Source organism: Streptomyces sp. NPDC002125 (assembly GCF_053593715.1).
The window spans coordinates 30316-42581 of the sequence record NZ_JBSFDD010000003.1; the positions used below are offsets into that span (position 1 = coordinate 30316).

At 69.8% G+C, this 12266-nt stretch carries 8 protein-coding genes and 4 tRNA genes; 8 read left to right on the top strand and 4 right to left on the bottom strand.

Annotated elements, in window-relative coordinates; genetic code table 11:
* Nucleotides 1-27 precede the first annotated feature (27 nt).
* The 4 genes from ACWCQM_RS05935 to ACWCQM_RS05950 all read left to right on the top strand — a co-directional run bounded on the left by ACWCQM_RS05935 (nt 28) and on the right by ACWCQM_RS05950 (nt 1929).
* Nucleotides 28-1563: a metallophosphoesterase gene (locus ACWCQM_RS05935; RefSeq protein ID WP_450914113.1), complete on the top strand. Its 1536-nt coding sequence runs from the start codon at nt 28-30 to the stop codon at nt 1561-1563.
* An 80-nt stretch (nt 1564-1643) separates the two neighbouring features.
* Nucleotides 1644-1716: transfer RNA gene (locus ACWCQM_RS05940), tRNA-Glu, on the top strand.
* A gap of 39 nt (nt 1717-1755) precedes the next feature.
* Nucleotides 1756-1830, top strand: a tRNA-Asp gene (locus ACWCQM_RS05945).
* 22 nt (nt 1831-1852) lie between these two features.
* Nucleotides 1853-1929 (top strand) — tRNA-Phe (locus ACWCQM_RS05950).
* Nucleotides 1930-1981: 52 nt separating this feature from the next.
* Here ACWCQM_RS05950 and ACWCQM_RS05955 read toward each other — a convergent pair.
* Nucleotides 1982-2824 carry a cytochrome c biogenesis CcdA family protein gene (locus ACWCQM_RS05955; RefSeq protein WP_450914114.1) on the bottom strand — a complete coding sequence of 281 codons (843 nt, stop codon included), beginning with the start codon at nt 2822-2824 and terminating at the stop codon, nt 1982-1984.
* Nucleotides 2821-3582, bottom strand: a complete 762-nt coding sequence (locus ACWCQM_RS05960) for a DsbA family protein (protein WP_450914115.1) — start codon at nt 3580-3582, stop codon at nt 2821-2823. The genes ACWCQM_RS05955 and ACWCQM_RS05960 overlap by 4 nt, the downstream gene beginning before the upstream one ends.
* Before the next feature lie 289 nt (nt 3583-3871).
* Between ACWCQM_RS05960 and hrpA the strand changes: the two genes are divergently transcribed.
* The 3 genes from hrpA (at nt 3872) to ACWCQM_RS05975 (ending at nt 8451) form a co-directional block, all read left to right on the top strand.
* Nucleotides 3872-7807 carry an ATP-dependent RNA helicase HrpA gene (gene hrpA / locus ACWCQM_RS05965; RefSeq protein WP_450914116.1) on the top strand — a complete coding sequence of 1312 codons (3936 nt, stop codon included), beginning with the start codon at nt 3872-3874 and terminating at the stop codon, nt 7805-7807.
* 116 nt (nt 7808-7923) lie between these two features.
* Nucleotides 7924-7998, top strand: a tRNA-Asp gene (locus ACWCQM_RS05970).
* Between the two features lie 141 nt (nt 7999-8139).
* A complete protein-coding gene (locus ACWCQM_RS05975) occupies nt 8140-8451 on the top strand; it encodes a DUF6274 family protein (RefSeq protein ID WP_450914117.1) in 312 nt (103 codons plus the stop codon).
* 551 nt (nt 8452-9002) lie between these two features.
* On the opposite strand, the gene bldC is transcribed toward ACWCQM_RS05975, so the two are convergent.
* Together bldC and ACWCQM_RS05985 are read right to left on the bottom strand one after the other, a co-directional pair.
* The gene (gene bldC, locus ACWCQM_RS05980; RefSeq protein WP_003949541.1) at nt 9003-9209 is read right to left on the bottom strand and encodes a developmental transcriptional regulator BldC; all 207 of its coding nucleotides are present in this window, start codon (nt 9207-9209) and stop codon (nt 9003-9005) included.
* Nucleotides 9210-9869: 660 nt separating this feature from the next.
* The gene (locus tag ACWCQM_RS05985; RefSeq protein ID WP_450914118.1) at nt 9870-10715 is read right to left on the bottom strand and encodes a hypothetical protein; all 846 of its coding nucleotides are present in this window, start codon (nt 10713-10715) and stop codon (nt 9870-9872) included.
* A gap of 178 nt (nt 10716-10893) precedes the next feature.
* Between ACWCQM_RS05985 and ACWCQM_RS05990 the strand changes: the two genes are divergently transcribed.
* Nucleotides 10894-11985, top strand: a complete 1092-nt coding sequence (locus ACWCQM_RS05990; protein WP_450914119.1) for a Leu/Phe/Val dehydrogenase — start codon at nt 10894-10896, stop codon at nt 11983-11985.
* The last annotated feature ends 281 nt before the right edge of the window (nt 11986-12266 follow it).

Below are 12266 nucleotides of genomic sequence, written 5' to 3' on the forward strand. Positions count from 1 at the left end.
GCCGCCCGAACGGGGCATACGCGCCCAATGGCACGCCCGTTCCACGCCGCAGCCGCCCATGTCCGCCGCCTCCACCTCTCCCGCTCGCGTACCGCCGCCCAGGCAGGCGGACTCGTGCCCGCCGCGCACCCCTGGAAGCGCGCGTCCGGCCTGCTGGCCGTGGTCGTCCTGGGGGCGTGGCTCGGGCTGCTGGTCGTCGGAAGCGTGCGTACGCCCGTGGGCCCCATGGACACCACCATGACCCTGCGGCCCTCGGTGAGCGGCGGTACGAAGATCAACGTGTCCCCGCTCGGCGCGCTGGAGCTGGACTCCCACCACGCCCCGGTCCGCCTGGACGTGGACGTGGACCAGCTGGACCCGGAGCGCTCGCAGGCCCTGGTCAAGCACCCCGAACGCCTGGCCGGACTCCAGGACGAGGTCACCGACGACGTCGCGACCGGCACCCGTGAGCTGGCCGTCCGCTCCTGCGTGGCCGTGGTCTCCGGCGCCACCGCGCTCGGTCTCCTCGTCTACCGCCGTCCGCGCAGGGCCCTGGCCGCCGGGGGGCTCGCCCTGGCGCTGCTGGCCGCCTCGGGCATCAGCGCGTACGCCACCTGGAACCCGAAGTCCGTCCTGGAGCCGAAGTTCTCCGGGCTGCTCTCCAGCGCCCCCTCGGTCGTCGGCGACGCACGGTCGATCGTCACGGAGTTCGACGTCTACCAACAGGAACTGGCCAGGCTCGTCACCAACGTCACCAAGCTCTACGACGCCACGTCCACGCTCCCCGTCTACCAGCCGGACCCGGCGACCATCCGGGTCCTCCAGGTCTCCGACATCCATCTCAACCCCGCCGCCTGGCACATCATCGGCTCGCTCGTCGAGCAGTACGAGATCGACGTGATCATCGACTCCGGGGACACGATGGACCACGGGACGGCCGCGGAGAACGGTTTCCTCGACCCGGCCCGCGACCTCGGAGCCCCCTATGTGTGGGTGCGGGGGAACCACGACTCGAAGGAGACCCAGGCCTACCTGGAGAAGATGAGGAACGTGCACGTCCTGGACGAGGGGAAGGCCGTCACCGTGGCCGGTGTGCGCATCGCGGGCACCGGGGACCCGCAGTTCACCCCCGACCGCACGCGTCCCACCGGCGGCAAGGCGGCCGAGCAGCTCGCGGGCATGCGTCTCGCCTCGGCGCTGCGCGACCAGAAGCGGGCGGGCACCCCGGTGGACATCGCGGTGGCGCACGACCCGAACGCGGCCCGGGAGACGGACGGAACGGTTCCGCTGGTCCTGGCCGGCCATGTGCACCACCGGGTCAACGAACTGCTCCCGCTGGGCACGCGGCTGAAGGTCGAGGGCTCCGCGGGCGGCGGCGGACTGCGTGCCGTGCAGAACGAGAAGCCCGAGAAGGTGCGCGCCTCGGTGCTCTACCTGGACCGCACGACCCGGCATCTCCAGGCGTGGGACGAGATCACCCTCGGCGGCCTCGGCCTGACGACCGCCGAGGTCAGCCGCCATCTGCCGGAGGAGAACCTGAAGACTCCCGCGCCCTCTCCGAGCCCCTCCACGACCTCCCCCTAAACCGTTTTGGCGATACCTCCTGCCATCACATATGCTTCTCACGTCCCCGACGCGCTGGAAAGCGCGCAGGTGGGCCCTTAGCCCTCATCGTCTAGTGGCCCAGGACGCCGCCCTTTCAAGGCGGTAGCACGGGTTCGAATCCCGTTGGGGGCACGCTTTACCGTGTGCGAGACTTGTCTCGCACATTAGCTAGGTCCTGTGGAGCAGTTTGGAGTGCTCGCCACCCTGTCAAGGTGGAGGCCGCGGGTTCAAATCCCGTCAGGACCGCTGCAGCCCGTATGAGCTGCGTGGCTGGGTAGCTCAGTTGGTACGAGCGATCGCCTGAAAAGCGATAGGTCGCCGGTTCGATCCCGGCCCCAGCCACCACCCGAAGGCCCCGTCCACAGGACGGGGCCTTCGTCGTACGCCATCCGCCGGCTCAGCCCGTTCCCGCCCGGCCGTTACGCCGCCGCCGTACCGCCTGCACGGTCAGCCCCACCAGGACCACGGCAACCAGAGCCATCAGCGCCGCCGCGTCCGGCACCCGTTCCCCCAGGCGCTGGGCCCACTGCTCGACGGCGAACGAGTCGTCCACGTCCAGCGGTCCGGGCAGCGCGGCCGTCCCGTCGTACACGAGGAAGAACCCCCCGAGCCCGATGAACAGGAGGCCGGACAGCAGCGAGGTGCTGTGCAGTCCGAAGCGGCCCACGCGGAGCGGCCTGCCGCGCAGCCAGGCCCGGCGGCCGAGGTCGAAGCGTTCCCAGAGCAGGGCGAGCACGAACAGCGGCACGGCCATGCCCAGCGCGTAGGCGGCGAGCAGCAGCCCTCCGTAGACGGGGCTGCCGCCGACCGCCGCCACCGTGAGGACGCCGCCGAGGATCGGGCCGGCGCAGAATCCCGCCAGCCCGTACACCGCGCCGAGGGCGTACACGGACAGCGCGGTCGTGGGCCGGATACGGCCGCCGACCGCCGCGATCCGGCGGGAGGCGAAGCCCAGGCCCAGGATCTGGGCGAGGCCGAGGGCGATGATCAGCCAGCCCGCGCCGAGGACGAGCGCGTCCCGGTGGCCGTGGAAGAGCCGTCCGGCGTACGAGCCCGCCGCGCCCAGCGGGACGAGGGTGGTGGCGAGCCCTGCGTAGAAGATCCCCGTACGGGCCAGCAACCGTGAGGCGGTGCCCGCGGAGTACGCGAAGAAGGACGGCAGCAGCAGGGCGCCGCACGGGCTGAGCAGGGCGAGCAGACCGCCGAGCAGGGCCGCGAAGTAGCCGATGTCCGGGGTCACTTCGCGGGGTCCCCGGCGCTTCCGACGTTCGCGGCCTCCGCCGCGGCGGACTCGATGGCCTGGGTGAAGACGGCGGTCGGCTGCGCTCCCGCGAGGGGGTGGCCGTTGATGAGGAAGGACGGGGTGGACGTGGCGCCGATTCCGTAGGCCTGGTCGCGGTCGGCGCCGACCGCCGCGTTCGCCTCCGCGCTCTCGGTGTCGCGTGCGAAGCGGTCCAGGTCCTTCACCCCGGCCTGCTGGGCGAGGGCCCGCAGACGGGCCGTGCCGAATCCCTTCTCCTTGGCGTCCTCGGCGTAGGCGGCCCGGTGGAAGGCCCAGAAGCGGTCCTGCTGTCCGGCGGCCCAGGAGGCACGGGCGGCGGCCTCGGACTCCTTGCCGAAGATGGGGAAGTTGCGCCACTCGATGCGCAGGGTGCCGTCCTCGACGTACTTCTCGATCAGTTCGGGTTCGGTGTCCCGGGCGAACTTTCCGCAGTAGGAGCACCGGAAGTCGGCGTACTCGATGAGAACGACCGGGGCGTCGGTGCGGCCCCGGGCCAGCTTGTCGTCCGCGTCGCGCCGGGCCAGTTCCGCCAGCTGCCGGTAGAGGTCGGAGTCCGGGCCGCTCGTCGTCACGGTGGCCGGGGTGCCGGAGTTCTGGTCCTTGGGGGCGGTGGCCCGGTAGGAGACGAAGCCGAGCAGCCCTGCGGCGATCACGACGACGAGGCCGAGGAGGACCGGCTTCTTCGCGGAGGACGAGGGACGGGTGGGCGTGGGCATGCGGCGCTCCGTGCGAGTGCGTGGGGGGAGGGGAGGAGAGGCGCGGGGTCCGCCTGCACCCTCGGCACGGAGAGTTCGGCGGCTGCGGGCATGCCCCGGGACATGGCGCCGTGGGGGACGGGGTGATCAGCTGCCCGGAATAGTACGTCCTGTCACGGTCTCGTCGCGCTCGGCGACTGCCTCGTGGCGGACACGCGGCGGAAGGGACAGGGCCCTCGGGCGGAAGTGACGGGGCCCGCGCGAAATGCGTTCGCCACTCCTCGCGCCCGGGTGAGATCCTGGGGTCCGTATGTCTACTTCCTTCGCCGATCTCCAGTCCCAGCTCGGGCAGCTCTCGCTCCGCGACGCGCACCGGCTCGGCCGCCGGCTCGAGGGTGCCCGACGCATCCGTAAGCCCGAGGCCCGCCAGTCCGTTCTGGACGAGATCTCCGCCGAGGCAGGCAAGGCGTCCGAGCGGCTCGCGGGCCGCGCCTCGCGGATGCCCGCTCTGTCGTACCCGGAGCAGCTTCCGGTCAGCCAGAAGAAGGACGAGATCCTGGAGGCGATACGCGACCACCAGGTCGTGATCGTCGCGGGCGAGACCGGCTCCGGCAAGACCACGCAGATCCCCAAGATCTGCATGGAACTGGGGCGCGGCGTCCGGGGCATGATCGGGCACACCCAGCCCCGCAGGATCGCCGCGCGCACGGTCGCCGAGCGCGTCGCGGACGAGCTGAAGACCCCGCTCGGCGAGGCCGTCGGCTGGAAGGTGCGCTTCACCGACCAGGTGAACCCGGACGCGACCTTCGTGAAGCTGATGACGGACGGCATCCTGCTGGCCGAGATCCAGACGGACCGCGAGCTCCTCGCGTACGACACGATCATCATCGACGAGGCCCACGAGCGTTCGCTGAACATCGACTTCCTGCTCGGCTATCTGGCGAGGCTGCTGCCCAAGCGCCCCGATCTGAAGGTCGTCATCACCTCGGCGACGATCGACCCGGAGCGCTTCGCCAAGCACTTCGGCGAGGCGCCCATCGTCGAGGTCAGCGGGCGTACATATCCGGTGGAGGTGCGCTACCGCCCTCTCCTGGAGGAGGACTCCGCCGACTCCGACCGCGACCAGATCACGGCGATCTGCGACGCGGTGGACGAGCTGGACCACGAGGGCCCGGGCGACGTGCTGGTCTTCCTCTCCGGCGAGCGGGAGATCCGCGACACGGCGGACGCGCTGAACAAGCGCAACCTCAGACACACCGAGGTACTCCCCCTCTACGCCCGGCTCTCGCACGCCGAGCAGCACCGCGTGTTCCAGCGCCACACCGGACGCAGGATCGTTCTGGCGACGAACGTCGCGGAGACCTCGCTGACCGTCCCCGGCATCAAGTACGTGATCGACCCGGGCAACGCCCGTATCTCCCGCTACAGCCACCGCACCAAGGTCCAGCGGCTGCCGATCGAGCGGATCTCCCAGGCCAGCGCCAACCAGCGCAAGGGCCGCTGCGGCCGTACGTCGGACGGCATCTGCATCCGGCTGTACTCCGAGGACGACTTCCTGACCCGTCCGGAGTTCACCGACCCGGAGATCCTGCGGACCAACCTCGCCTCCGTCATCCTCCAGATGACCGCGGCCGGTCTCGGCGACATCGAGAAGTTCCCCTTCATCGACCCGCCGGACCACCGCAACATCCGCGACGGCATCCAGCTGCTCCAGGAGCTCGGCGCGCTGGAACTGGCGGAGAAGTCCTCCCAGGAGGGGAAGCGGGGGCAGAGGCTCACCCCGCTGGGCCGCAAGCTCTCCCAGCTGCCCGTGGACCCCCGGCTGGCCCGCATGGTCATCGAGGCCGAACGCAACGGCTGTGCCCGCGAGGTCATGGTCATCGCCTCGGCGCTCTCCATCCAGGACCCGCGCGAGCGGCCCTCGGAGAAGCAGACCCAGGCCGACCAGAACCACGCCCGCTTCAAGGACGAGACGTCCGACTTCCTGGCGTTCCTGAACCTGTGGCGCTACATCCGGGAGCAGCAGAAGGAGCGCGGCTCCTCCAGCTTCCGCCGGATGTGCAAGCAGGAGTATCTGAACTTCCTGCGCATCCGTGAGTGGCAGGACATCTACTCCCAGCTGCGTACGGTCGCCAAGCAGATGGGCATCGAGCTCAACGACCAGGACGCTCCCGAGCAGGCGGTGCACACCTCTCTGCTGGCCGGACTGCTGTCGCACATCGGGCTGAAGGACACCGAGAAGAACGAGTACCTCGGCGCCCGCAGCGCCAAGTTCGCGATCTTCCCGGGCTCCGCCCTGTTCAAGAAGCAGCCGCGCTTCGTGATGTCGGCCGAGCTGGTCGAGACGTCGAGGCTGTGGGCGCGGGTCAACGCGAAGGTCGAACCCGAGTGGATCGAGCCCGTCGCCCAGCACCTGCTGAAGCGCACCTACAGCGAGCCGCACTGGGAGAAGGACCAGGCCGCGGTCATGGCGTACGAGCGGGTGACGCTCTACGGCGTACCGATCGTCGCCCAGCGCAAGGTCAATTTCGGCCGTATCGACCAGGAGGCGTCCCGCGATCTGTTCATCCGGAACGCCCTGGTCGAGGGGGACTGGCGCACGCACCACCAGTTCTTCCACGACAACCGCAAACTGCTCGGCGAGGTCGAGGAGCTGGAGCACCGCGCCCGGCGCCGCGACATCCTCGTGGACGACGAGACGCTCTTCGACTTCTACGACCAGCGCATCCCCGAGCACATCGTCTCCGGCGCGCACTTCGACTCCTGGTGGAAGCACAAGCGCCGTGACGAGCCCGACGCGCTCGACTTCGAGCGCTCGATGCTCATCAACGAGAAGGCCGGGGCCGTCACCAAGGACGACTACCCGGACTCCTGGCGCCAGGGGAAGCTCAAATTCCGGGTGACCTACCAGTTCGAGCCGGGCGCGGACGCCGACGGTGTGACCGTCCACATCCCGCTCCAGGTCCTCAACCAGGTCACCTCCGAGGGCTTCGACTGGCAGATCCCGGGCCTGCGCGAGGAGGTGGTCACCGAGCTGATCCGCTCGCTGCCCAAGCCGATCCGCCGGCACTACGTCCCGGCCCCGAACTACGCCACGAAGTTCCTCGACCGCGCCGTCCCCCTCCAGGAGCCCCTGCCGCTCACGCTCGCGCGTGAGCTCCAGCGGATGGTCGGCGTGCCCGTCACGGCCGACGACTTCGACCTGACCCGCATCCCGGACCATCTGAAGATCACGTTCCGGATCACCGACGAACGGCGCCGCAAGGTCGCCGAGGACAAGGACCTGGAGGCGCTGAAGATCCAGCTGCGCCCCAAGGCGCGCCAGGCGCTCTCCAAGGCCGCGGCAGCCACCGCGGGGCCCTCCGGCGAGTCCATCGAACGGTCGGGGCTCACCGACTGGACGATCGGCACGCTGAACCGGGTCTTCGAGACCCGGAGGGCGGGCCAGCCGGTGAAGGCGTACCCGGCCCTCGTCGACCAGGGCGAGAGCGTGGCCGTACGGCTCTTCGACACGGAGGCCGAGCAGCAGCAGGCGATGTGGCGCGGCACCCGGAAGCTGATCCTGCTGAACATCCCGGTGAACCCCGCCAAGTTCGCCTCGGACAAGCTCAGCAACCAGCAGAAGCTGGCGCTGTCCCGCAATCCGCACGGCTCCGTCCAGGCACTGTTCGACGACTGCGCGACGGCGGCTGCCGACCGGCTGATCGCCGCGCACGGCGGCCCGGCCTGGGACGAGGCCTCGTTCCGGAAGCTGTACGACAAGGTGCGCGCCGACCTGGTGGACCTCACCGTCCGCACGATCGGCCAGGTGCAGCAGATCCTGGCGGCCTGGCAGGCCTGCGAGCGCCGGCTGAAGTCCACGAACAGCCTGGTCCTGATCAACAACGTCACGGACGTGCGGGACCACCTCGCCCGCCTCGTGCCGCCCGGCTTCGTCACCGCGACCGGGCTGCCCCGACTGCCCGACCTGATGCGCTATCTCGTCGCCGAGGACCGCCGGCTCCAGCAGATGCCGACCAACGTCCAGCGCGACACCACGCGCATGGAGAAGGTCCACGAGATGCAGGACGAGTACGCCTGGCTGCTCGAACAGCTCCCGCAGGGACGGCCCGTGCCCCAGGAGGTCCTGGACATCCGCTGGATGATCGAGGAGCTCCGGGTGAGCTACTTCGCGCACGCGCTGGGCACCGCTCAGCCCGTGTCGGACAAGCGGATCGTGAAGGCGATCGACGCGGCGGCACCGTGAACGGGCCCTCCGCCGGGCCGTAGTGGCACCCGCACGCTGAGTGAGTTCGACCTGGCCCCGGGACCTCCTGTAGAGTCTGTCTTCGCAGCCAGCCGCAAGGCCGGAAGCGAAAACCTGGTCCTGTGGAGCAGTTTGGAGTGCTCGCCACCCTGTCAAGGTGGAGGCCGCGGGTTCAAATCCCGTCAGGACCGCAGTGACGAAAGCCCGGATCCCCTGGATCCGGGCTTTCGTGCGTCTTGACGCGGGCGCGTGCCGCCGGTAACTCCGTAGGACGGAGTCCGCCCCTGTTTCCCTCGACGCGGGGCGGCCGGGTCCACCGGGAGGCCGCACGCATGTCTGCGCCCACGGAAAGGCACGAGACCCGCGCGCTGCTGCGCGCCCATCTGGCGGCCGCTTCCGGCTACCGCCATCTCACCCGGCACTGTCCGATCTGCCACCGCCTGCTGCGGCTCGCCATGGAGCCCCTGACGGCCCCACAGGCGCCGTACAGCTCGCGGGAGCCCCGCACGACGGACGGTCCGCCGCCGGCCCCGGAAACCGCCGCCGACGCCCCCGGAAGGGGGCGGGGAGCGGTGGCCGGCCCGCACCCCTCCCAGGGGGAGCCGGGCGGGCCGGAGAAGGACGAAAGCCCTCCCGCCGCATGACCAACTGCCGCAGCCGGCCGCCTTCGCGCCGTGGCAGGCTCGTAGGTGGAACGTCCACGCCACTGTGACGGGAGTCACTTCACCAGTTTTGGACAGGGTGGACTTTACGCACTTCCTACAACTGACGAATTTAATATGTGCAATTGCACTCCTCCCGCGTACATCCCGGGCCGTTCCGCCCGAGCCGGCCCACGACGCCAGGGAACCGGGCGAACAGGCCCGAACAGGCCCGCCCACACCCGCACGCGGACGTCCCCGCAAACCGACCCGTCGGCAGGTTCGGGCAGACGTCAGGGCCCTTTCGGGCACTCCCGGGCACCGGCTCCCGGTGCACACATCCCGGGGGCGCCCTCAGCACGCCCCCCCGCACGCCCCGGGCATGAAAAATCGCGCTGGACCCGGCGGAGTCCAGCGCGATTCAACGACGTACCCACATGTCACAGGCATGGCGCCCGTTGGGGCAGGCGCCCGTCGTATGGAGCTATGAGTGGGCACTCCAAGGGTTGGGGGACCCTTCAGCGCCCTGTTGTGGCTGCGGCGACAGGGGTGTGTCAGGCCTCGCTGCGCTGCTGCGGAATACCCGCAAGCAGTGCGCGGACCTCTGCCTCGCGGTACCGGCGATGTCCACCGAGCGTGCGGATGGACGTGAGCTTGCCAGCCTTTGCCCAACGGGTGACCGTCTTCGGGTCCACGCGGAACATCGTGGCAACCTCAGCCGGGGTCAGCAGCGGCTCGGCATCAGGGGTGCGAGCGGTCATGAGCGGCCTCCTCGGGAGAACCGAACCTTCTCGGTTCTTTCCTCTAAATTCTGCACCTTGACCCGCGTTGCCCGAAATGGCGGACGCGGGCCGAGTCGGTTATAGGACGAACGGCTTGTCCTCGGCACTACAACTACACCATCCGTCCAGCCACGTCGGCCAAACCGATGGAATTGCCCTCCCAGGTGTTCATCAGCGACGGAAGCCGATGGACCATGCCATAGCGGACAGTCACGCCCCAGTAACGATCAGTCACAGGACGACCAGGAGTCGCCAGAAGTCGTCAGACCCCCCATAGCGTGCAATGCAGAGCATTCCGCCCATAGTTGGGCGGACAGAGTCCTCCCCGGACTCCTTGTCCTATTTTGGCATGAGGAGTAGGGAAGGGCGCAAGGGCCCCGTTAGTGCTATCCGTCACGCTTGAGGCAAAGGCCCGGTTCGGGACGTAGGTCCCGCACCACATGAGCCACTTCCCGCCTCGCCTGTCACACGCATCACACCCGGAGCCGGTTCACAGCCCGTCAGATCCCCTCAGGGCATCTCCGTTCACCTCCACCGCGCTCCCTCGGCGCCCGCAGATGTCGGACACCTCACACGGTGTACCTTCCCTGCCGATAGCGCCTCTATGCGACGGTGCGTTCCAATTCACACGGCTTCGGGCTAGTTGGAGGACTGCATGTCCCGCACGGCCCGCCAGCGCTCGGCGAGACGGCCGTACGCCACACCCGCCGCATCGGTGTCCCCGGCGCGCAGAGCCGCGATGCCCTCGGCCACATCCGCGGCCGACCGGTCGGCCGCGAGCCGCTCATCGCTGAGCGCGTGCACCAGGCCGCCGTAGTCCAGCTCCACCAGGGCGCGCGGATGGAACTCCTCCAGCCAGCGCCCCACCTCCACGAGCCCCTCGGTCAGCGGCCCTTCGTCGACGGTCTCCCGCAGGGTCCGCAGCGCCCTCGCCAGCCGGCGCCTGGCCTGCACCATCGGCGTCCGGTAGCGCATCAGCGGCCGGCCGCCGCCGGCACCGGCGGCGACGTACTCCCGCTCCTCGTCGTCGAAGAGCACGAACCAGCGCACCGGTACGTGCCACACCGTGGTCCTGATCCAGGGACGGGCGTCCGGGTTCCGCTCGGCCCACCGCTCGTAGTCCGCGGCCGCCTGACCCCGCACCACCGGAGGCAGCACCGCGTCGAGCACGGTGGCCGAAAACAGACCCCCCAGTTCACTCAGCGCCATCCATCCGCGCATCCGGGTCCGCCACGGGCAGACGCAGACCACCCCGTCGACCAGCGCCACGAAGGCGTCGTCGCTCTCGTGCACCGGAACCGCCACCGGGGGCGTGGGAACCAAGTCCGCCAGCGAGCGACGCAGTTCGTCCTGGGCCGTGGGGAGCTCGGAGCGCTGGGCATAGCGCGTCCAGTGACTCCGCTCGGGTTCCCGGAAGGCGGCGAGCGGCTCGTACACCCGCAGGTAGGACGCGTAAGGGACGAGCACCGAAGACACCACCGACATGCGGTAAATCGTGTCACGCCGGTACTCCACAGGGGGGTGATCCGGTGCAGTGGAACAGATCTACGTGTCACGAGGACTTACGCTCTTGCCCAGTCGGACCGGCCGGGTGCCGGCCGGTCCGCGGCCCTCCCCACCTTCAGGAGGGTCATCCGCCGCTTCGTACTTGGGAGTCACCACAGTGACCGATGTGACCGGCGTACCTGTCGACGCACTGCGCACCCTGTTCCACTCGGATCAGGGGGGCCACGAGCAAGTCGTGATCTGCCAGGACCGTGCCACCGGCCTCAAGGCCGTCATCGCCCTCCACTCCACCGCCCTGGGCCCCGCCCTCGGCGGCACCCGCTTCTATCCGTACGCCTCCGAGGAGGAGGCCGTCGCGGACGCGCTGAACCTCTCGCGCGGCATGTCGTACAAGAACGCCATGGCCGGCCTCGACCACGGCGGCGGCAAGGCCGTCATCATCGGCGACCCGGAGCGGATCAAGACCGAGGAACTGCTCCTCGCCTACGGCCGGTTCGTGGCCTCGCTCGGCGGGCGCTACGTGACCGCCTGTGATGTCGGCACCTACGTCGCCGACATGGACGTCGTCGCCAGGGAGTGCCGCTGGACCACCGGCCGCTCCCCCGAGAACGGCGGCGCCGGCGACTCCTCCGTCCTCACCGCGTACGGCGTCTTCCAGGGCATGCGCGCGTCCGCCCAGCACCTGTGGGGCGACCCCACGCTGCGCGGCCGCAAGGTCGGTGTCGCGGGCGTCGGCAAGGTCGGACACCACCTGGTCCAGCACCTGCTGAGCGACGGCGCCGAGGTCGTGGTGACCGATGTGCGCGAGGAGTCCGTACGCCGGATCACCGACCTGCACCCCGAGGTCTCCGTGGCCGCGGACACGGACGCGCTGATCCGCACGGAGGGCCTGGACATCTACGCCCCGTGCGCGCTGGGCGGTGCGCTCGACGACACGAGCGTGCCCGTGCTCACGGCGAAGGTCGTGTGCGGCGCGGCCAACAACCAGCTCGCGCACCCGGGCGTGGAGAAGGACCTTGCCGACCGATCGGTTCTGTACGCACCCGACTACGTGGTGAACGCCGGTGGCGTGATCCAGGTGGCCGACGAGCTCCACGGTTTCGATTTCGACCGGTGCAAGGCGAAGGCGTCGAAGATCTTCGACACCACGCTGGCCATATTCGCACGTGCGAAGGTGGACGGGATTCCGCCGGCCGCGGCGGCCGACCGCATCGCCGAGCAGCGGATGGCCGAAGCCCGCCGTCGCTGAGGCGTCACCGCACCGTCGGCCCCCCGTCACCGGACCGTGCGTCCGGCCCGGTGACCGGGGGCCTCCGCACGGCCGGGGGACGGTCCGCCGGCCGTGGGGAGACAAGACTCACTCCGGTCGGCGGGTCGGCCGCCCACAAGAGGTTAAAATCGGGTGTGACCAGCGAGGACGGGCTCCTCCGCGGTCCTGCACGGAGGCACGTGATGCGGGCGGCGTACCGTATGGCCGAGGAAGCAGGTACCGTTAAAGCCACGGGCGCGGTCTCTCTGCTGAGAGTCCGT

Excerpts from the sequence above, each read along its gene's own strand:
- ACWCQM_RS05985 (WP_450914118.1), bottom strand. The coding sequence starts at position 10,715 with ATGTCGGTGGTGTCTTCGGTGCTCGTCCCTTACGCGTCCTACCTGCGG.
- ACWCQM_RS05975 (WP_450914117.1), top strand. The coding sequence starts at position 8,140 with ATGTCTGCGCCCACGGAAAGGCACGAGACCCGCGCGCTGCTGCGCGCC.
- ACWCQM_RS05935 (WP_450914113.1), top strand. The coding sequence starts at position 28 with ATGGCACGCCCGTTCCACGCCGCAGCCGCCCATGTCCGCCGCCTCCAC.
- hrpA (WP_450914116.1), top strand. The coding sequence starts at position 3,872 with ATGTCTACTTCCTTCGCCGATCTCCAGTCCCAGCTCGGGCAGCTCTCG.
- ACWCQM_RS05960 (WP_450914115.1), bottom strand. The coding sequence starts at position 3,582 with ATGCCCACGCCCACCCGTCCCTCGTCCTCCGCGAAGAAGCCGGTCCTC.
- bldC (WP_003949541.1), bottom strand. The coding sequence starts at position 9,209 with ATGACCGCTCGCACCCCTGATGCCGAGCCGCTGCTGACCCCGGCTGAG.